Annotated in this window: 18 protein-coding genes; 5 read left to right on the plus strand and 13 right to left on the minus strand. The window is 61.1% G+C overall.

What is annotated here, in order from left to right:
• Nucleotides 1-22: 22 nt before the first annotated feature.
• Nucleotides 23-592: a glycerol-3-phosphate 1-O-acyltransferase PlsY gene (gene plsY / locus F8N82_RS27245; protein ID WP_038998432.1), complete on the minus strand. Its 570-nt coding sequence runs from the start codon at nt 590-592 to the stop codon at nt 23-25.
• 74 nt (nt 593-666) lie between these two features.
• On the opposite strand from plsY, the gene folB reads away from it, so the two are divergent.
• Nucleotides 667-1,020 (plus strand): dihydroneopterin aldolase, encoded by a 354-nt coding sequence (folB, locus tag F8N82_RS27250; RefSeq protein ID WP_038998433.1) that lies wholly within the window; start codon nt 667-669, stop codon nt 1,018-1,020.
• On the plus strand, nt 1,011-1,520 hold the full coding sequence (gene folK, locus F8N82_RS27255; protein ID WP_038998434.1) for a 2-amino-4-hydroxy-6-hydroxymethyldihydropteridine diphosphokinase: 510 nt from the start codon (nt 1,011-1,013) through the stop codon (nt 1,518-1,520). The genes folB and folK overlap by 10 nt, the downstream gene beginning before the upstream one ends.
• Before the next feature lie 63 nt (nt 1,521-1,583).
• Here folK and F8N82_RS27260 read toward each other — a convergent pair whose 3' ends face one another.
• The 11 genes from F8N82_RS27260 to F8N82_RS27310 form a co-directional block, all read right to left on the minus strand.
• A complete protein-coding gene (locus F8N82_RS27260) occupies nt 1,584-2,813 on the minus strand; it encodes a multifunctional CCA addition/repair protein (protein WP_038998435.1) in 1,230 nt (409 codons plus the stop codon).
• A 55-nt stretch (nt 2,814-2,868) separates the two neighbouring features.
• Nucleotides 2,869-4,431 carry a SpoVR family protein gene (locus F8N82_RS27265; RefSeq protein WP_038998436.1) on the minus strand — a complete coding sequence of 521 codons (1,563 nt, stop codon included), beginning with the start codon at nt 4,429-4,431 and terminating at the stop codon, nt 2,869-2,871.
• Entirely contained in the window at nt 4,428-5,699 is a 1,272-nt protein-coding gene (locus F8N82_RS27270; protein WP_038998437.1) for a YeaH/YhbH family protein, read from the minus strand. The genes F8N82_RS27265 and F8N82_RS27270 overlap by 4 nt, the downstream gene beginning before the upstream one ends.
• A gap of 104 nt (nt 5,700-5,803) precedes the next feature.
• Complete coding sequence (locus F8N82_RS27275) at nt 5,804-7,726, minus strand: PrkA family serine protein kinase (RefSeq protein WP_010221441.1); 1,923 nt, start codon at nt 7,724-7,726, stop codon at nt 5,804-5,806.
• A gap of 281 nt (nt 7,727-8,007) precedes the next feature.
• Entirely contained in the window at nt 8,008-8,337 is a 330-nt protein-coding gene (glpE, locus tag F8N82_RS27280; RefSeq protein WP_038998438.1) for a thiosulfate sulfurtransferase GlpE, read from the minus strand.
• A gap of 14 nt (nt 8,338-8,351) precedes the next feature.
• Nucleotides 8,352-9,227, minus strand: coding sequence for a symmetrical bis(5'-nucleosyl)-tetraphosphatase (locus F8N82_RS27285; RefSeq protein ID WP_038998439.1), 876 nt, complete (start codon nt 9,225-9,227; stop codon nt 8,352-8,354).
• A complete protein-coding gene (gene apaG, locus F8N82_RS27290; protein WP_038998440.1) occupies nt 9,227-9,607 on the minus strand; it encodes a Co2+/Mg2+ efflux protein ApaG in 381 nt (126 codons plus the stop codon). The genes F8N82_RS27285 and apaG overlap by 1 nt, the downstream gene beginning before the upstream one ends.
• Before the next feature lie 103 nt (nt 9,608-9,710).
• Complete coding sequence (gene rsmA / locus F8N82_RS27295; protein ID WP_038998441.1) at nt 9,711-10,517, minus strand: 16S rRNA (adenine(1518)-N(6)/adenine(1519)-N(6))-dimethyltransferase RsmA; 807 nt, start codon at nt 10,515-10,517, stop codon at nt 9,711-9,713.
• Complete coding sequence (gene pdxA, locus F8N82_RS27300) at nt 10,514-11,503, minus strand: 4-hydroxythreonine-4-phosphate dehydrogenase PdxA (RefSeq protein ID WP_038998443.1); 990 nt, start codon at nt 11,501-11,503, stop codon at nt 10,514-10,516. Before pdxA ends, rsmA begins: the two co-directional genes overlap by 4 nt.
• Complete coding sequence (surA, locus tag F8N82_RS27305; RefSeq protein WP_095163107.1) at nt 11,500-12,819, minus strand: peptidylprolyl isomerase SurA; 1,320 nt, start codon at nt 12,817-12,819, stop codon at nt 11,500-11,502. The genes pdxA and surA overlap by 4 nt, the downstream gene beginning before the upstream one ends.
• Nucleotides 12,800-15,616: an LPS-assembly protein LptD gene (locus F8N82_RS27310; RefSeq protein WP_038998445.1), complete on the minus strand. Its 2,817-nt coding sequence runs from the start codon at nt 15,614-15,616 to the stop codon at nt 12,800-12,802. The genes surA and F8N82_RS27310 overlap by 20 nt, the downstream gene beginning before the upstream one ends.
• A 130-nt stretch (nt 15,617-15,746) precedes the next feature.
• On the opposite strand from F8N82_RS27310, the gene F8N82_RS27315 reads away from it, so the two are divergent.
• Genes F8N82_RS27315 through F8N82_RS27325 form a run of 3 tightly spaced genes read left to right on the plus strand, consistent with a single transcriptional unit; the run spans nt 15,747 to nt 18,206 of the window.
• Complete coding sequence (locus F8N82_RS27315; protein WP_038998446.1) at nt 15,747-16,772, plus strand: aminoglycoside phosphotransferase family protein; 1,026 nt, start codon at nt 15,747-15,749, stop codon at nt 16,770-16,772.
• Nucleotides 16,769-17,440, plus strand: coding sequence for an N-acetylmuramate alpha-1-phosphate uridylyltransferase MurU (murU, locus tag F8N82_RS27320; RefSeq protein ID WP_038998447.1), 672 nt, complete (start codon nt 16,769-16,771; stop codon nt 17,438-17,440). The genes F8N82_RS27315 and murU overlap by 4 nt, the downstream gene beginning before the upstream one ends.
• 1 nt (nt 17,441) lies before the next feature.
• Nucleotides 17,442-18,206: a TerB family tellurite resistance protein gene (locus tag F8N82_RS27325; RefSeq protein ID WP_038998448.1), complete on the plus strand. Its 765-nt coding sequence runs from the start codon at nt 17,442-17,444 to the stop codon at nt 18,204-18,206.
• Here F8N82_RS27325 and F8N82_RS27330 read toward each other — a convergent pair.
• Nucleotides 18,203-19,207: an alpha/beta hydrolase family protein gene (locus F8N82_RS27330; RefSeq protein WP_038998449.1), complete on the minus strand. Its 1,005-nt coding sequence runs from the start codon at nt 19,205-19,207 to the stop codon at nt 18,203-18,205. The genes F8N82_RS27325 and F8N82_RS27330 overlap by 4 nt on opposite strands.
• Nucleotides 19,208-19,209: the final 2 nt, after the last annotated feature.

A 19,209-nucleotide genomic window follows, 5' to 3' on the forward strand; every position in this document is an offset into this window, starting at 1 on the left:
GAGCGTTGCTCATGCAGTGGATTCAGAAATGCCGTTCGCGTCCGGCGAAAAGGTCGCGTAGATTGCCGCGGTGACGCCAGACGATCAGCACGGTCAGCACGCTGATCGGCAGCAACGCTTCCGGCTCGCGCCAGGCCAGTAGCGGCAGGGTCAGGGGGGTTGCGATCAGCGCCGCCAGCGAGCTGGTGCGGGTCAGGAAGAAGGTCAGCAGCCAGGCGCTGATGGCCAGCAGGGCGGCTGGCGGGTAGAGCCCCAGCAGCATGCCGGCGGCGGTGGCGACACCTTTGCCGCCGCGAAAGCGAAAGTACACCGGGAACAGATGGCCAATGACTGCGCACACGCCGATCCAGGCCTGTTGCTGCAGATCGAGGCCAGCAAGATTGGCGACCAGCACGGGCAGCAGGCCCTTGCACAGGTCGCCAAGCAGGGTCAGGACCGCCAGTTTGCGGCCGGCCAGGCGCAGCATGTTGGTTGCACCGGCATTGCCTGAACCGCTCATGCGCGGGTCCGGGCTGCCATTGAGGCGGCTGAGGACAATGGCAAAGGACAGAGAGCCGAGCAGGTAGGCGCACAGCGCCAGTAACCAAAACATGCTAACCATTCCGGGCGAGGACGCCCTGATTCTAACGGCGCAACGCGCCCTTGTCGTGCTGTGGAGAGAAGTGCTTGGACAGAGTGTTCATCGAGGGGCTGGAAGTCGATACCGTGATCGGCGCCTATGACTGGGAACGCGGAATCCGCCAGTGCCTGCGTCTGGACCTGAATTTTGCCTGGGACAACCGCCCGGCCGCAGCCGGTGACGACCTGACCAAGGCCCTGGACTACGCTAGCGTTTCGGCGCGCATCCAGGCGTTTGCCGAGCAGTCCGAGTTCCAGCTGGTGGAAACCTTCGCCGAGCGCCTGGCGGCGGTGCTGATGAATGAGTTCCAGATTCCCTGGTTGCGCCTGAAGCTGACCAAGCCTGGCGCGGTACCTGCCGCCAGTGGGGTGGGCGTGGAGATCGAGCGCGGATGTCTCTGAACAGGGTTTACCTCGGGTTGGGCAGTAACATCGAGCGCGAGCGGAATCTGACCGCCGGGCTCGACGCCTTGGCCGGGATGCTGACCGACATGCGCTGCTCGGCAGTATTCGAAAGCCAGGCGGTGGGCATCAAGAGCGGGCCGTTCTTCAATCTGGTGGTCACCGGCCTGACCGGGTTGCCATTGATGGAGCTGGACCGCAGGCTCAAGTTCATCGAGGCCGACAATGGCCGTTATGCCCCCGAGCGCAAGGGCCTGCCGCTGGATATCGATGTGCTGATGTACAACGACCTGCATGGCAGCTTTGACGGTCTGGTATTACCGCGGGCGGAAATTCTCAGGAACGCATTTGTGCTGTGGCCGCTGGCGTTGATTGCGCCTGAGCTGATGCACCCGGGCGCCGGCAAAACCATGGGCCAGCTGTGGGCCGAGGCGCAGATCGAGCAAGTACTGGCGCCAGTGCCGTTCGAGTGGCGTGGGCAGCAGTTGACCAGCCTTTAGCTTCGATCGCGGGGCAAGCCCGCTCCCACAGGATTGTAGGGGCGGGCTTGCCCCGCGATAGGTTCAGCGCCCGGGATCGTCCTTGTAAGCCTTCAGCGCTTTCAGCCGCTCGCCCTTAAGCGCCTCGCCCAGCGCCTGCCCGGTCAGCCCTCGCTGCAGCAGTGGCTGCACCTGTACCGCCCGCGCCGCCGCTGCCGCGCCGCGCAGATAATCCGCCTGTGGATAATCACGTTGCTCCAGGCCTTTGCGGCCCCGGGCGTCCATCTCGCAGGCGACGATAAATTCCTCGAAACGCTGCGGCCGACGATACACGTCGAAGCTGTGCAGCAATTCCAGCAAAGTCGAAGCCCGCAGCTCCAGCGCCCGGTGGCAATGGGTGTGGTACTCGCCCACCAGCAACGCCAGCTCCTGGCATTCGCGCGGCGCCTTGAAGCGCTGGTTCACCGCCTTGATCAATTTCAGCCCGCGCTGCTCGTGAGCGATATGTCGTGGCCATTCTTCTTCAGGGGTAAGGCCTTTGCCCAGGTCATGCAGCAAACAGGCCCAGCGCACGCTCAGGGGCTGTTGGTGCAGGGCGGCTTGTTCGAGCACCGAGAGGGTGTGGATACCGCTGTCGATCTCCGGGTGATGGGCCTCAGGCTGTGGCACGCCGAACAGCGCATCGAGCTCTGGCATCAACTGCTTGAGGGCGCCGCAATCGCGCAGCACCTGGATGAATACCTGAGGCTGATCTTCCATCAGCGCCCGGGCGATTTCCTTCCAGCTGCGCTCGGCGGTCAGCGCCTGCAGCTCGCCGGATTCGCTGAGTGCGTGCATCAGTTCGATGGTTTCCGGGGCCACGCTAAAGCCCATGCCGGCATAGCGCGCGGCAAACCGGGCGACGCGCAGCACGCGCAAGGGATCTTCGGCGAACGCCGGGGATACATGGCGCAAGATGCGGGCTTCAAGATCCTTCTGGCCGTTATACGGATCGCAGACGTTGCCCTGGTCATCTTCGGCCATGGCATTGATGGTCAGGTCGCGGCGGATGAGGTCTTCTTCAAGGGTAACCTGGGGGCTGGCGTGGAAGGTGAAGCCGCCATAGCCGCGTCCGCTCTTGCGCTCGGTGCGCGCCAGGGCGTATTCCTCGCCGCTTTTGGGGTGCAGGAATACCGGGAAATCCGCCCCGACCGGGCGATAACCCAAGGCTTGCATCTGTTCCGCCGTGGCACCGACCACGACCCAGTCGATATCACTGACCGGCCTGCCGAGCAGGCGGTCGCGTACGGCGCCGCCGACTTTGTAGATCTGCATGTAGAACCTCCGTTGATGCCACAGGATAACCTGTCTGGCAGCAACGGAGGGCACGCTAGAGGTGCACTACCGCCAGGTCCAGGCGGCCGTAGTCCGCTTCGCCGTGCTCGCCTCTGGGGGGCACGTGGTGGGTTTTCATCACCTGATCGCCCTGCAGGGTTTCCAGGTGGATGTCAAAGCCCCAGAGGCGGTGCAGGTGCTTGAGAACCTCCTCGGTAGAGTCACCCAGGGGTTTGCGGTCGTGTTGCTGGTGGCGCAGGGTCAGCGAGCGATCGCCGCGGCGGTCAATGCTCCAGATCTGCACGTTGGGTTCACGGTTGCCGAGGTTGTACTGGGCGGCCAGGGTCTCGCGGATGATCCGGTAGCCACTTTCGTCGTGGATGGCCGGTACCAGCAGGTCTTCACGCTGGTCGTCATCGAGGATGCTGAACAGCTTGAGGTCGCGGATCACCGTGGGCGACAGGTACTGGAGAATGAAGCTCTCGTCCTTGAAGCTGCTCATGGCGAACTTGATGGTCGACAGCCAGTCGCTGCCGGCGATGTCGGGGAACCAGCGACGGTCCTCTTCGGTGGGGTGTTCGCACATGCGCCGGATGTCGCGGTACATGGCAAAGCCCAGGGCATAGGGATTGATGCCGCTGTAGTAGGGGCTGTCGAAGCCTGGCTGGAACACCACGCTGGTGTGCGACTGCAGGAACTCCATCATGAAGCCTTCGGTGACCAGGCCCTCGTCGTAGAGGTCGTTCATCAGGGTGTAGTGCCAGAAGGTTGCCCAGCCTTCGTTCATCACCTGGGTCTGGCGTTGCGGGTAGAAGTACTGGGCGATCTTGCGCACGATGCGCACGATCTCGCGCTGCCAGGGCTCGAGCAGCGGCGCGTGTTTCTCGATGAAGTAGAGGATGTTCTCCTGAGGTTCGGCCGGGAAGCGTGCGTTGTCGCGGTCGCTGTTCTTGTCGGCGCCCTTGGGAATGGTGCGCCACAGGTCGTTGATCTGTTTTTGCAGGTGTTCTTCGCGTTCTTTCTGCCGGCGTCGCTCTTCTTCGGCGGAAATCGGATAGGGCCGCTTGTAGCGGTCGACGCCGTAGTTCATCAGGGCGTGGCAAGAGTCGAGCAGGTCTTCGACGGCATCGATGCCATGGCGCTCTTCGCATTGGGTAATGTACTGCTTGGCGAACACCAGGTAATCGATGATCGAGCTGGCGTCGGTCCAGGTGCGGAACAGGTAGTTACCCTTGAAGAAGCTGTTATGCCCGTAGCAGGCATGGGCGACCACCAGCGCCTGCATGCAGATGGTGTTTTCTTCCATCAGGTAGGCGATGCAGGGGTCGGAGTTGATCACGATCTCGTAGGCCAGGCCCATCTGACCACGGCTATAGGACTTTTCAGTGCTGAGGAAGTGTTTGCCGTACGACCAGTGGTGATAGCCCAGCGGCATACCGACGGAGGCGTAGGCGTCCATCATCTGCTCGGCGGTGATCACCTCGATCTGGTTGGGGTAGGTGTCCAGGGCATAGCGCTCGGCCAGGCGGCTGATTTCCCGGTCATAGGCCTGGATCAGTTCGAATGTCCATTCGGACCCGGTAGAAATAGGGTGGCGCTTCTGCTCTCTAGCGGTCATGTCACTAACCTGCGCTGGAAGAGTTCACGGAAGACCGGATAGATATCGCCGGCCGACACCAGCTGCTGCTGGGCGAACGTATCGGCAAAGGCTTCGCCGATACGCTCATACTCGTACCACAATGCCTGATGTTCGCGAGGGGTGATCTCGACGTAAGTGTAGTACTGGACGAACGGCATGATCTGTTTGGTGAGGATCTCGCGGCAGATCGGCGAGTCGTCGTTCCAGTTGTCGCCGTCCGAGGCCTGGGCGGCGTAGATATTCCATTCATTGGCCGGGTAGCGTTCGGCCATGATCTCCTGCATCAGTTTCAGGGCGCTGGAGACGATGGTGCCGCCGGTTTCCCGGGAATAGAAGAATTCCTCTTCGTCCACTTCGCGGGCGCTGGTGTGGTGGCGGATGAACACTACTTCGATCTTGTCGTAGTTGCGCTTGAGGAACAGGTACAAAAGGATGAAAAAGCGTTTGGCGATGTCCTTGGTGGCCTGGGTCATGGAGCCGGAAACGTCCATCAGGCAGAACATCACCGCCTTGGAACTGGGGTTGGGTTGCTTGACCAGCAGGTTGTACTTGAGGTCGAAGGTGTCGAGGAACGGCACACGATGGATGCGTGCACTCAAGCGTTCGATTTCTGCTTCAATTTCCTGAATATCGCCGAAGTTGTCCGGTTCTTCCCGCTTCAGTCGCGCCAGTTCCTCCTGAGCTACTCGCAGTTTTGCCCGACTGCTGCCGGACAGGGCGATGCGCCGGGCATGAGCCGAACGCAGGGTGCGGATGATGTTGATGCGTGACGGGTTGCCTTCGTTGCTGATACCGGCGCGCACAGTCTTGAAGGTGTCGGTGCCAGTCAGGTGACGTTTGACCAGGTTGGGCAGTTCGAGGTCTTCGAACATGAATTCGAGGAATTCTTCCTGGGTAATCTGGAAGACGAATTCGTCCATGCCTTCGCCGGAGTTGCCAGCCTTGCCACGGCCGCCGCCCCCGCCGCCCCCTTGCGGACGGGCGATATGTTCGCCAGCGGTGAATTCCTTGTTGCCCGGATGCACCACCGTCTGCTTGCCGCCACGGCCATGGTGCAGCACCGGTTCGTCGATGTCGCGACCGGGAATGCTGATCTGCTCGCCATGCTCCATGTCGGTGATGGAGCGGCGGCTCACGGCCTCCTCGACAGCCTTCTTGATGTGGTCACGGTAACGCCGCAAAAAGCGCTGGCGGTTGACCGTGCTCTTGTTCTTGCCGTTCAGGCGTCGGTCGATCACATAGCTCATAGGCCCCTCCGGGGAGCTGAAGACTCAAGCTTCAAGCCGCAAGCCCTGCCAGGCGGCTCACGGGTGCCTGGCGAACAGCTTGCGGCTTGCCACTTACAGCTCGGTCACTGCGATTTTCTGACCCGCAGGTACCATTCCGAGAGCAGCCGAACTTGCTTGTCTGTGTAACCGCGTTCCACCATTCGGGTGACGAAGTCGTTGTGCTTTTGTTGATCCTCTTTGCTGGCCTTGGCGTTGAAGCTGATGACCGGCAGCAGGTCCTCGGTGTTGGAGAACATTTTCTTCTCGATCACCACCCGCAGTTTTTCGTAGCTGAGCCAGGTCGGGTTCTTGCCGTTGTTGTTGGCCCGGGCGCGCAGCACGAAGTTGACGATTTCGTTGCGGAAATCCTTCGGATTGCTGATGCCGGCCGGCTTCTCGATCTTCTCCAGCTCTTCGTTGAGGGCAATGCGGTTGAGGATCTCGCCGGTTTCCGGATCGCGGTATTCCTGGTCCTGGATCCAGAAGTCGGCGTACAGCACGTAGCGGTCGAAGATGTTCTGCCCGTATTCGCTGTAGGACTCCAGGTAAGCGGTCTGGATTTCCTTGCCGATGAACTCGATGTAGCGTGGCGCCAGGTACTCTTTCAGGTAGCGCAGGTAGCGTTCGCGCACTTCGGCAGGGAATTGTTCCTGTTCGATCTGCTGCTCCAGTACATACAGCAGGTGCACCGGGTTGGCGGCAATTTCATGGGGATCGAAGTTGAACACCTTGGAGAGGATCTTGAAGGCAAAGCGGGTCGACAGACCGTTCATGCCCTCATCGACCCCGGCCGCATCGCGGTATTCCTGGATCGACTTGGCCTTGGGATCGGTATCCTTGAGGTTTTCGCCGTCATACACGCGCATTTTCGAATAGATGTTCGAGTTTTCCGGCTCTTTGAGCCGCGACAGCACGGTGAACTGGGCGAGCATCTTCAGGGTGTCGGGCGCGCAGTGGGCCTTGGCCAGCGAGCTGTTGAACAGCAGCTTGTCGTAGATCTTGATTTCGTCGCTGACCCGCAGGCAGTACGGCACCTTGACGATGTAGATCCGGTCGATAAAGGCTTCGTTGTTCTTGTTGTTGCGGAAGCTGTGCCATTCCGATTCGTTGGAGTGGGCCAGCAGGATCCCGGAGTACGGAATCGCACCGAGGCCTTCGGTACTGTTGTAGTTACCTTCCTGGGTGGCCGTCAGTAATGGGTGCAGGACCTTGATTGGCGCCTTGAACATCTCGACGAATTCCATCAGGCCCTGGTTGGCCCGGCACAATGCGCCCGAGTAGCTGTAGGCGTCGGCGTCGTTCTGCGGGTATTCCTCGAGTTTGCGGATATCGACCTTACCGACCAGGGCGGAAATATCCTGGTTGTTTTCGTCACCCGGTTCGGTCTTGGCCACGGCGATCTGGTTAAGGATCGACGGGTAGAGTTTGACCACCTTGAACTGGCTGATGTCGCCCCCGAACTCGGCCAGTCGCTTGGTCGCCCAGGGCGACATGATGGTGTTCAGGTAGCGCCGCGGGATGCCGAAGTCTTCTTCGAGAATGGCGCCGTCTTCCGCGGCGTTGAACAGCCCCAGGGGCGATTCGAAAACCGGCGAGCCCTTGATGGCATAGAAGGGCACCTTCTCCATCAGCTGTTTGAGCTTTTCGGCCAGGGACGATTTACCGCCGCCCACCGGGCCCAGCAGGTAGAGGATCTGTTTCTTCTCTTCCAGGCCCTGAGCGGCATGGCGGAAATAGGACACGATCTGGTCGATGCATTCTTCCATTCCATGGAAGTCTTCAAAGGCCGGATAGCGGCGAATCACCTTGTTGGAAAATATGCGCGACAGCCTTGAGTTGTTCGAGGTGTCGACCAGTTCCGGCTCACCGATAGCCATCAACAGGCGTTCGGCCGCCGACGCATAAGCACTGCGATCGCTTTTGCAGAGCTCAAGGTACTCCTGCAGCGAAAGTTCTTCCTGACGGGTGGACTCGAAACGTTGTTGGAAGTGGCTAAAAATACTCATGACGTCACCTCGCTCGATACGTGGAGCCGACGCCGGATCAGTCAGCTGATGCTGGCATGCAATCGACACCGCCGATTGCTGTATACCCCCCAGAACACCTAGAACTCGCTACCGATGACCCGCACGCCGGTGTACCGGCTCTCCCCTTTTTGGATGGCCTGCGCTTAAGGATAGTTCGGAATCGGGGAGGTCAAGGGCGGTTGTACATGAAGTTCGCCATGACCGTTCGTCTGGTCAGGCGCGAGCCCGCACAGGACGCGGGCTGCGGGAGATGAAAAAAATTATTCGGCAGTGCCCTGGGCAGTTTCTGCAGGATATGTGTTACGCCACAGCTCGAAGCCGCCGTCGAGGCTGTAGACGTCGGAAAAGCCCTGGCTGATCAGGTAAGCGGCAGCGCTCTGACTGGAATTGCCGTGATAGCAGACCACCACGGTTGGCGCGTCGAGATCGGCAGCGCGGATGAAGTCCGCTACCGAGTGGTTGTCCAGATGCTTCGAGCCGGTGATGTGTCCGAGGGCAAAGGTTGGCTGGTCGCGAATATCGACCACGACCGCACCTTGCTCACGCAGCGCCTGGGCCTGCTCGGGAGGGATGCGTTTGAATTCGCTCATGGGTACGGTTTCCTTCAGGACTGGTCGTTCATTCTAGCGGGTTGTGCCGGTGCAGGCTGCATTCGCGGGGTGCCTTGGTCGGCGCATTCGCAGCGGTGGAATGCGCCGCTGTCGACGTTGTACAGAGTCATGGCGCCACCCCAGACGCAACCGGTGTCCAGGGCAATCACCCCGGGCTCCTTGCAGCGCCCTTCAAGGGCAGCCCAGTGGCCGAAGATAATCTTCACATGCCGTGAGCGGCGACCCTTGTGGGCGAACCACGGCTTATAGCCGGGCGGGGCGGTCTCGGCGCCTTCCTTGCCCTTGAGGTCGAGCTTGCCTTCACTGGTGCAAAAGCGCATGCGGGTGAAGTAGTTGGTGATTACCCGCAGGCGAGTGACGCCGCTCAGGTCTTTGCTCCACTTGTTCGGTTCGTTGCCGTACATGCCATCGAGGTAGGGCTTGAGGCGATTGTCGTCGCGCAGCACTTCTTCGACTTCGCCTGCCAGCTCCAGAGCCTTGCCCAGGGTCCACTGCGGCGGGATGCCGGCGTGGACCAACGCTATGCCGCGTTGCTCGTCGTAGTGCAGCAGCTTTTGCCGGCGCAGCCAGTCGAGCAACTCGCCGGCATCCGGAGCATCGAGGATTTCGCGCAGGGTGTCGTTCTTTTTCAGACGCTCGATGTTGTGCCAGGCGGCCAGCAGGTGCAGGTCATGGTTGCCCAGTACGCACACCAGCGATTCGCGGATGGAATAAAGGAAGCGCAGGGTCTCCAGCGATTCCGGGCCGCGGTTGACCAGGTCGCCGACCAGCCACAGGCGGTCGACCGCCGGGTTGAAGGCTACCCGTTCGAGCAGGCACTTGAGCGGCTGCAGGCAGCCTTGCAGGTCTCCGACTGCGTATACCGCCATCAGTGCAGGGCTCCGGGCACGGCGAGGCGGAAGGGTTTGATGACGGCGTCGAAACGCTTACCGTCCTCAGCGAACATCTGGTAGCTGCCCTGCATGGTGCCGACCTTGGTGCTGATCACCGCGCCGCTGCTGTAGGTGTGGCTTTGGCCCGGTTCGATCAGCGGTTGCTGACCGATAACACCTGCTCCCTTGACCTCTTCGACATGACCATCACCGTTGGTGATCAGCCAGTGGCGTGACATCAGTTTGGCCGGCACAGTGCCGTTGTTCTGCACCGTAATGGTATAGGCGAAGGCAAAACGGTCGTTTTCGGGATCAGATTGTTCTTTGAGGTAGCGGGTCACGACGCTGACGTCGATCTGGTAACGGGGATCAGACATGCAAGGGGCCTTGGCAACAGACGCGGATACGGCGATGGCGTCAGTCTAGGCTATCGGCGGGGTAGCCGGCCAGTCATGCTGCATGACTGGCCATAGGGGCAAGTTACGCGGCGCCCTGTTGCTCGGCCAGTTTGTCGGCCAGGCGCACGAAGGCGGCCAGGTCGAGTTGCTCCGGGCGTAGGCTGCCATCGACGCCGGCAGCCTCGATGGCGTCGCTGCTGAGCAGGGCCTTGAGGGTGTTGCGCAGGGTCTTGCGGCGCTGGTTGAAGGCTTCGCGCACGATGCGCTCGAGCAGGCGATGGTCCTTGGCCGGGAACGGCAGGGTTTCGTGCGGTACCAGGCGCACGATCGCCGAGTCGACCTTGGGGGGCGGATTGAACGCGCCCGGGCCGACGTTGAACAGGTGCTCGACCCGGCAGTGGTACTGCACCATGATCGACAGGCGGCCCCAGTCACCACCGCCAGGGCCTGCGGCCAGTCGCTCGACCACCTCCTTCTGCAACATGAAATGCATGTCGCGGATCAGCTCGGCGTTGGCCAGCAGGTGGAAGATCAGCGGCGTGGAGATGTTGTACGGCAGGTTGCCGACCACGCGCAGGCTGTGGGGGGCAGCACCGAGAGTGGTGAAGTCGAATTTCAGCGCATCGCCCTGGTGCAGGCGGAAGTTGTCGCGGCCAGCGAACTGCTGGTTGAGGATCGGCACCAGGTCCTTGTCCAGCTCGACCACGTCCAGCTGTGCGCCGCTGGCCAGCAGGCCGGAGGTCAGGGCACCCTGGCCCGGGCCGATTTCCAGCATGCGCTCGCCGGCCTTGGCGTGGATCGAGCGCAGAATGCGGTCGATGACCCCGGCGTCGTGCAGGAAGTTCTGGCCAAAGCGCTTGCGCGCCTTGTGTTGGTATTGCTCGGTCATTTTCGGGTCTCGGCCATCTGGTAGGCGGTTTCCAGGGCGACCTGCAGGCTGCCGGTGTCGATCTTACCGCTGCCGGCCAGGTCCAAGGCAGTGCCGTGGTCGACCGAGGTGCGGATGATCGGCAGGCCCAGGGTCACGTTGACTGCAGCGCCGAAGCCTTTGTACTTGAGCACGGGCAGGCCCTGGTCGTGGTACATCGCCAGCACTGCATCGCAGTGCTCCAGATATTTGGGGGTAAACAGGGTGTCGGCGGGCAACGGGCCGCGAAGGTCCATGCCTTCGCTGCGCAGGCGCGCCAATGTCGGTTCGATGGTGTCTATTTCTTCGTGGCCCAAATGGCCACCTTCGCCGGCATGCGGGTTGAGTCCGCAGACAAGGATGCGCGGGTTGGCAATGCCGAATTTGTTTTGCAGGTCGGCATGCAGGATCCGCGTAACGCGCTCCAGGCGCTCGCTGGTGATTGCATCGGCAACGTCGCGCAGGGGCAGGTGAGTGGTCACCAGGGCCACGCGCAGGCCGCGGGTTGCCAGCATCATTACCACTTGCGCGGTGCTGGTCAGGTCGGCGAGGAACTCGGTATGCCCGGAGAAGGCGATACCGCTTTCGTTGATCACACCCTTGTGCACGGGCGCGGTGATCATTCCGGCGAAGTGCCCGTCCAGGCAGCCTTGCCCGGCGCGGGTCAGGGTCTGCAGCACGAACGCGGCGTTGGCCTTGTCCAACTGCCCTGCTACCACCGGTTTTTGCAGCGGTGTATCCCAGACGTACAGACTGCCTGCCGGAGCGGGCTGATCGGGGAGGGCGTCGAGGTTCACTGCCAGCAGCGTGACGGCCACGCCCAGCTGCGCGGCCCGCTCGGCGAGCAGGTCACGGCTGGTAATGGCAATCAGGGGGTGCGGCTGGGCTTGCGTGGCAAGCAGCAGGCACAGGTCAGGACCTATGCCGGCCGGCTCGCCGGGTGTGAGGGCGAAGCGCTGAGGTTTCACTGCGCGGCCTGATCGGCGCCAGGAAGCTTGATTTCGACGTAGGCTTCGTCACGGATCTGACGCAGCCAGGTCTGCAGCTCTTCATCGTACTTGCGGTTACGCAACACGTTCATCGCTTGTTGCTCGCGGGCCTGTTCGGTGCTGTCGGTGGCGCGGCGGCCCAGCACTTCGAGGACATGCCAGCCGTACTGGGTCTTGAACGGCTTGGTCACCTGGCCCTGCTGGGCGTTGGCCATTTCTTCGCGGAACTCCGGCACCAGGGCGCTCGGGTCGATCCAGTTGAGGTCGCCGCCATTGAGGGCCGAGCCTGGGTCTTCGGAGAAGGCCTTGGCCAGTTCGGCAAAGTCTTCGCCATTGCGGATGCGCTCGTACAGCTTCTCGGCCAGTTGCTGAGTGGCTGCTTCGTTGCGGATTTCGCTTGGCTTGATCAGGATATGGCGGACATGCACTTCGTCACGCATCATCGCTTCGCTGCCGCCGCGTTTTTCCTGCATCTTGATGATGATGAAGCCGTTCGGAATGCGCAGCGGCTCGGTGACTTCACCAACGCTCATTCTGCTGAGCATCTCGCCGAACTGCGGTGGCAACTGAGCAGCTTTACGCCAGCCCATTTCGCCGCCTTCCAGGGCGTTCTCGCTGGCGGAGTTGGCGATTGCCATCTGGCCGAAGTCGGCGCCGCTCTTCAGGCGCGAGTACACCTCGCCAGCCTTCTGGGCCGCCGCCTGGATCTGCGCCGAGTTGGCGCTTTCCGGGGTCGGGATGAGGATGTTGGCCAGACGGAATTCTTCCGACAGCTGCATCTTGCCCATGTCCGAGGCGAGGAAGTTCTTCACTTCCTGCTCCGAGACCTGGATGCGCTCGGCAACCCGACGCTGACGTACGCGGCTGATGATCATCTCGCGACGAACCTGCTCGCGGGCATCGTCGTACGACAGGCCATCGCGAGCCAGGGCCGCGCGGAACTGCTCCAGGTTCATGCCATTGCGCTGGGCAATGGTCCCGATGGCCTGGTTCAGTTCTTCGTCGGTGATGCGGATGCCCGAGCGATCGCCGATCTGCAGTTGCAGGTTTTCGACGATCAGGCGCTCAAGCACCTGTTGGTCCAGAACACTGGCGGGCGGCACGGAGCCACCACGCTTGGCGATGGACTGCTGGACTTCACGCACGCGGCTGTCCAGCTGGCTCTTCATCACCACGTCGTTATCGACGATGGCCACAACGCTGTCCAGAGGTTGCACGGCGGCATGTGCCGTGCCGGTCAGCAATACTGCGCCCAGCAACAGCGGGCGCAGACAATCAGTAAGCTTGGTCTTCACGAGTACGATAACCTTGAATGCCCTTGTCGAGGAAAGACTCGACCTTATTGCCCACTACGCCGCCGAGGCCTTTCAGCACAATCTGCAGGAAGACGCCGTGGTCGCCTTTTTCGTTTTGCGGTGCATCCTGGCTGAACTCGTCGTAATCAACCCAGTAACGGTTGATCAGGCGCAGCTTCCAACAGCAGTTGTCGTATTCGAAACCACCGAAGGCTTCCAGGGTGCGGTTGCGGTTGTAGTCGTGCTGCCAGCGGGCGATCGCGGTCCACTGTGGCACGATTGGCCACATGACCGAGAAATCATGCTGCTGGATCTTGTAGTAGTCCTTGACGTAGTTCGGGTCGCCTGGAGAACCATAATCCCCGCCGCCAACGGACCATTTGCCAGTAGCGTTGTCATAGCGGACCATGTCATTGCGATAGCGATAACCAAGGTTCACAACCTTGTTCACATTATCTTCAGGCTGGTAGTGGAACATCGCACTGCCCGAACGGGTACTGCGGCTGTCCGGATCCCAGTTAAAGTCGGAGTTGAAGCGCCAGTCGCGGTTGAAGCGATACTCATATTCCAGTGCATAAGGTGAGACATTTGCCTGGGCGTCGTCGCGAGTTCTCCAGTCGATACCGGGTAATTGGACCTTGCGATCTTTAAAGTACAACGCTTGACCGATGCTGAAGCGCTGGCGTTGGAAGCCGTTGTCTTCAATCCAGCGGTTGGTTACACCCAGCGAAAGTTTGTTTTCGTCGCCGATGCGGTCTGAACCAAAAAAGCGATTATCTCGGAAAAGCGAAGCATAGTTGAATGTGCTCTCGCTAGTATCAAAGACCGGAATATCTTTTTGGTCCTCATAGGGTACATACAAGTAGTACAGGCGTGGTTCTAATGTCTGACGGTAATTTTTACCGAACCATTGAGTGCTTCGGTCAAAATACAGACCGCTATCTACACTGAAAGTCGGTACGTTGCGGGTACGGGTACCCTTGAACTCACCATCGATATACTCAGTACCGTTGCGATTGGCATTGTCCAATCCGAAAGCAATGTCCTGCTTCCCTTTATTGTCCAAGTCCAAGTCGTAACGAGTGTAGGTATTTTTTATGGACGGCTTCAAGAAACCGTAGGTCCACTCAAGCGGCAAGCTGACTTCTGGCGCTATATTTATACGGTCGCCAGTGGAACGTGCTAAGCCTCTAACATTATTGTCTAGCCAAGGGGCCGTAACATTGTTCTTGTCTACGAAATTGCCATTGCGTAGATCTCTATCGAATCTTACAAATTCAGTATTGTAAGCGAAGTCTAGCCCACCTGGATGGTAAGGTAACTTCCCGTTGAAAGTGATCTGAGGTAGCCGATCATAGGGGGTGATTTCAGTAATTGTCGCTAGCTTGTAAGCTTGAACATTAAAGCGAGCAGTGTAGGAGTCGCCGCGATAAGTCAAGGCGCCTTGCTGGTTAAGGAAATCCCGGTTTTCGACGCCAATCTGATCCGATTCCAGATCCTGGAAGTAGTAAGGATCGCTGATGTCGGTGTAGTCGACTTCAGTCATTAGGCGCTCGTCGAGGCCGCCCTTGTGCTGCCAATTGATCATCCAGCGCTGATCTTTGTAGTCGGATTGCAGCTTGCGCTCATCTTCCTTGTCATTCAGGTAAGCACCGCCGAATTGACCTTCACTGGACTTGGTCAGGTAGCGGAACTCGCCTTCCATCAACATGCCGCGCTTGGCCATGTAGCGTGGATACAAGGTGGCGTCATAGTTTGGCGCCAAGTTGAAGTAGTACGGCGTGACCAGCATGAAGCCGGTGTCGCTGCTGGTGCTGAACGACGGTGGCAGGAAGCCGGACTGGCGACGGTCATCGATCGGGAAGTAGATGTACGGGGTGTAGAACACCGGTACATCCTTGACCCGCAGGGTGACGTTGGTCGCGGTGCCGAAGCCGGTGGCCGGGTTCAGGGTGATGTTGTTGCCCTTGAGCTGCCAGGCGTTGCTGTTCGGCTCACAGGTGGTGTAGGTACCATCCTTGAGGCGGATGATGGCGTTCTCGGCACGCTTGGCGTACAGCGCGCTGCCGCGGATGCGTGATTTGTGCATCACGTATTCGGCGTTGTCGACCTTGGCTTCACCGGTGTCGAGCTGGATGTCGGCGTGATCGCCCACTACCAGCGAACCGTTGTCGCGAATCTTCACGTTGCCGCTCAGCTCACCACGGTTTTCAGCCTGGTACAGGTTGGCCTCGTCGGCCTCGACCTGCATGCTGCCCTGGCGCATGACCACGTCACCGGCGAGGGTAGCGATTTGCTGCTCCTGCTGGTAGCGCGAGACCTTGGCGCCAATGAAGGTCGGCGACTCGTCTTTTGGCGTGGTGTCATCCATGCCCGGACGGGTCGGCTCGATGTAGGCACCGGCGCAGTACGGCCCGGTTTCGGCGAGCTGAGCCGGGGTGAGTTGATCACGCGGCACCCAGTCCAGGTGGCTGGCGTCGGGGCTGCGGGATTTCAGCACGCGGCCTTTGGCTTCGGTGACCAGCGCCGGACCTTGAGCCTGCTCCTGGGCGACCTCGCCGGAGCCGGCTGGCGTTTCACCGGACGAGCTGGCGGCAGCCCCGGCGTGCACCGGGCGCGGCGGCAGTGCGGCGGCAGGGGTTTTGGGCTTGCAGTCCCAGCCTCCGGCAGCAGACACTTGGCAGTCGAACTGCTCTGCGGCAACCACGTATGAGGTGGCCAGAGGTTGCATCGCCAGCAAACCGCCGGTGACCAGCAACGGGAATTTTTTACGAAACGCGGGGGATTTCAATGCCATCTTATTAGTCCGGGCTTCCTGCGTGCCATCTGCCCGCGTGTGGGGCCGCACGCCTCTCGATGGTCTGAAAAAGATGCTGGATAATAAAGCATGACCCGCTTGACGGCTAGGGCCGTCGGAGACCCTTGTAATGCCCGATCACGATGTACGCTTGCAACACCTGAATGTCTGGCTCGCCGAGCAGCTGGCAAATCTGTTCCATAAACAGGGCTGGGGCAGTGTTCCCGCGGGTAGCCTGACCGCTGCCAGCAGCGATGCGAGCTTTCGCCGCTACTTCCGCTGGCAGGCCCAAGGCCACAGCTTTATTGTCATGGATGCGCCGCCGCCGCAGGAAAACTGCCGGCCGTTCGTTGATATTGCCCACCTGTTGGCTACTGCCAAGGTCAATGTGCCGGTCATTCATGCCCAGGATCTTGAGCGCGGCTTCCTCCTGCTCAGCGATCTGGGCACCCAGACCTACCTCGATGTGATCCACGCCGAAAACGCCGATGGCCTGTTCGATGACGCAATTCAAGCGCTGCTGGCTTTCCAGCAGTTGCCGATGGATGCGCCGCTGCCCAGCTACGACGTTGCGCTGTTGCGCCGTGAGCTTGAGCTGTTTCCCGAGTGGTACGTGGGCCGCGAACTGGGCCTGGGCTTCACCGATGCGCAATTGGCTGCCTGGCAACGCATCAGCAGCCTGCTGATCGACAGCGCCCTGGCCCAGCCGAAAGTGCTGGTGCACCGCGACTATATGCCACGCAACCTGATGGACAGCGAGCCGAACCCCGGGGTGCTGGATTTCCAGGATGCGGTTTACGGGCCGGTTACCTACGACATTACCTGCCTGTTCAAGGATGCATTCCTGAGCTGGCCACAGGCACGGGTGCAGGGCTGGCTCAAGGAGTACTGGCAGCGCGCCCAGGCCCAAGGTATTCCGGTGCAGGCCGATTTCGAAGACTTCCACCGCGCCAGCGACCTGATGGGGGTGCAGCGTCACCTCAAGGTCATTGGCATCTTCGCGCGCATCTGTCACCGCGACGGCAAGCCGCGCTACCTGGCCGATGTGCCGCGCTTCTTTGCTTATATAGATGAAGTGATCGCCCGCCGTCCGGAGCTTGCCGAGCTCGATGAGCTGATCGAAAGCCTGCAGGCCGCAGCCGGAGCGCGCCCATGAAAGCGATGATTCTTGCTGCGGGCAAAGGCGAGCGGATGCGCCCGCTGACCCTGCACACGCCAAAACCGCTGGTGCCGGTGGCCGGCATGCCACTTATCGAGTATCACCTGCGAGCCCTGGCGGCAGCGGGGTTCAAAGAAGTGGTGATCAACCACGCCTGGCTTGGGCAGCAGATCGAGGATCACCTGGGTGATGGTTCGAACTGGGGGCTGAGTATCAGTTACTCGCCTGAAGGCGAGCCGCTGGAAACCGGCGGCGGGATCTTCAACGCCTTGCCGTTGCTGGGTGATGAATCCTTCTTGCTGGTCAATGGCGATATCTGGACCGAATACGACTTCGCCGGTCTACCAAAGAGCCTGAACGGGTTGGCGCACCTTGTGCTGGTGGATAACCCTGGTCATCACGGCAAGGGCGACTTCTGTCTTGACCACGGCCAAGTCAGTGACGCCAACGCCGATGCCGATACCCTGACCTACAGCGGCATCGCCGTGCTTGCCCCGCAACTGTTCGCCGACTGCCAGGCAGGCGCCTTCAAGCTGGCGCCGCTGCTACGCCAGGCAATGGCGGCCGGACAGGTCAGCGGTGAGCATTTCAGCGGGCACTGGGTGGATGTCGGTACCCTCGAGCGTCTGGCCGAAGTCGAGCAACTGCTCGCCGAGCGCCGCTGACATGTTGTGGCCGAGCACAGTGATAGGTGCCGGAGCAGGCTTTGCCATCGCCAGTATTCCCGGGGCGTTGTTGGGGGCGTTGCTGGGCCAGGCGATGGACCGCCGTTTGCAGTTGCACAGTTGGGCGCACGTGCGCGAGCGTTTGGGCGGCCGGCCGGTGTTGCGCGACGATGAGGTGCTGTTCGTCCTGCTCGGGCGCCTGGCCAAGAGCGACGGTCGGGTGGCCGATGGGCATATCCAGCAGGCGCGGGTGGAAATGCAACGCCTGGAAATGACCGAGCCGGCCAGGCGACGAGCCATTGCCGCGTTCAATCGCGGCAAGAGCGGCAAGGAACGCCTGGGTGCTCATCTGCGGCGGCTCAAGCAACAGCCGCATGCCGCCGAAGGCATGTTGCGCGCTTGCTGGCGTATGGTCTGGGCCGATGGCCAGGCCGGTCGGCATGAGCGTGAGCTGTTGCTGGAGTGGGGCCAGGCCCTCGGTTGGTCGTCGGCCAAGGTCCAGGCGTTGGCACTGGACTATGAACCGCCAAAGGCGGCACTGGCCGATGGCACGCTAGGTTATCCCCAGGCCTTGCGCATGCTCGGGGTTAGCGCAGACGCCGAAGCCGGGCAGATCAAGCAAGCCTACCGGCGGCTGCTCAGCCGTCACCACCCGGACAAGCTGGTGGGCAATGGCGCCAGCCCCGCGCAGGTCCGCGAGGCCACTGAGCGTACCCGCGAACTGCATCAGGCCTACGCCGTCATTCGCAAGCGCCGCGGCTTTTAGTCGAGCTTTTCCGGGCTCAGCCAGCCACGGATGCGGCGGAACAGTTGTTCCTGTTCCGCTGCGCTGTTGCCTGGCATGGCGGTCAAGCTGACCTGGCGGTAGTTGGCGTCCTTCAAGCGCTTGCTGGCCTTCAGGCGTTGCTCGGCGGCGCGTTTGGCCTGTGGCAGGCTGGCGTAGAAAAAGTCTGCGGTGGGCACCTTCAGGTTCGGCGCCAGGCTGTCCAGGCCTTGTTCGGCTTGGGCTGGCGTCTGCGCGGCGACCATCACCAGTTTCTGCACCTGTGCCGGTTGCCGTTCGCTCAGGTAACGGGCTGCCCAGTAGGCGCCGCTGCCGTTGCCGAGCAGGACAATGCTGCGGGCATTCTGTTGCTGGGCGTAGGCGACGGCAGCATCGAGGCGGGCGAAGATACGTTCGGCGTCAACTTTGTCATCGGCAACCGGGGCCTGGGCTTGCTCGGTGCTTTCGTTGTTGTCGCTTTCGGCGGCCGTGGCCTGTTCGATACTGGCGTTGGCATTGGCCGGGGTGTCCTTGACCGGCGCGCTTTCGCCTTGCTCGGCCTTTTTCGCCGGCGCCGGTGCCACTTCGACGCGCGCCTGCGGAGCATTGGCGAGCAAGTCCGGCTGGGCCAGGCTCAGGCTGTGCCAACCGGCATCGGGAAACTTGCGCCGTAACGGGCCGACGGTTTTCGGCCAGTCGGCACTTTCGCCGGCACCGGCGAGAATGATCAGGGCACCTTCGGGCTCGGTGCTGTTGGCCGGTTTCCACAGGGCCAGGAAGCTGTCGCTGCCAGCCTGCAGGGTTTGCTGTTCAGCCTGGGGAACCTGGCGCTCCAGGGCCTGGGCGTCTTCCTGGCTGCGTTCGGCCAGCGGTTGGCGCTCGACAGCGGCAGGTTTGCTGTCTGCAGCAGCTTCTGGCGTTTCTCCAGCTGCCGCTTGTGCGGTACAAGGTAGTATCAGTGACAGGCATAACGCCGGTAGCGTCGTGCGATAAAGTGCGAACATGG

The sequence above is a fragment of the Pseudomonas fluorescens genome, from assembly GCF_902497775.2.
Classification (GTDB): Bacteria; Pseudomonadota; Gammaproteobacteria; order Pseudomonadales; family Pseudomonadaceae; genus Aquipseudomonas; species Aquipseudomonas putida_F.

Excerpts from the sequence above, each read along its gene's own strand:
- plsY (WP_038998432.1), bottom strand. The coding sequence starts at position 592 with ATGTTTTGGTTACTGGCGCTGTGCGCCTACCTGCTCGGCTCTCTGTCC.
- folK (WP_038998434.1), top strand. The coding sequence starts at position 1,011 with ATGTCTCTGAACAGGGTTTACCTCGGGTTGGGCAGTAACATCGAGCGC.
- F8N82_RS27260 (WP_038998435.1), bottom strand. The coding sequence starts at position 2,813 with ATGCAGATCTACAAAGTCGGCGGCGCCGTACGCGACCGCCTGCTCGGC.
- F8N82_RS27265 (WP_038998436.1), bottom strand. The coding sequence starts at position 4,431 with ATGACCGCTAGAGAGCAGAAGCGCCACCCTATTTCTACCGGGTCCGAA.
- F8N82_RS27270 (WP_038998437.1), bottom strand. The coding sequence starts at position 5,699 with ATGAGCTATGTGATCGACCGACGCCTGAACGGCAAGAACAAGAGCACG.
- F8N82_RS27275 (WP_010221441.1), bottom strand. The coding sequence starts at position 7,726 with ATGAGTATTTTTAGCCACTTCCAACAACGTTTCGAGTCCACCCGTCAG.
- glpE (WP_038998438.1), bottom strand. The coding sequence starts at position 8,337 with ATGAGCGAATTCAAACGCATCCCTCCCGAGCAGGCCCAGGCGCTGCGT.
- F8N82_RS27285 (WP_038998439.1), bottom strand. The coding sequence starts at position 9,227 with ATGGCGGTATACGCAGTCGGAGACCTGCAAGGCTGCCTGCAGCCGCTC.
- apaG (WP_038998440.1), bottom strand. The coding sequence starts at position 9,607 with ATGTCTGATCCCCGTTACCAGATCGACGTCAGCGTCGTGACCCGCTAC.
- rsmA (WP_038998441.1), bottom strand. The coding sequence starts at position 10,517 with ATGACCGAGCAATACCAACACAAGGCGCGCAAGCGCTTTGGCCAGAAC.
- F8N82_RS27310 (WP_038998445.1), bottom strand. The coding sequence starts at position 15,616 with ATGGCATTGAAATCCCCCGCGTTTCGTAAAAAATTCCCGTTGCTGGTC.
- F8N82_RS27315 (WP_038998446.1), top strand. The coding sequence starts at position 15,747 with ATGCCCGATCACGATGTACGCTTGCAACACCTGAATGTCTGGCTCGCC.
- murU (WP_038998447.1), top strand. The coding sequence starts at position 16,769 with ATGAAAGCGATGATTCTTGCTGCGGGCAAAGGCGAGCGGATGCGCCCG.
- F8N82_RS27325 (WP_038998448.1), top strand. The coding sequence starts at position 17,442 with ATGTTGTGGCCGAGCACAGTGATAGGTGCCGGAGCAGGCTTTGCCATC.
- F8N82_RS27330 (WP_038998449.1), bottom strand. The coding sequence starts at position 19,207 with ATGTTCGCACTTTATCGCACGACGCTACCGGCGTTATGCCTGTCACTG.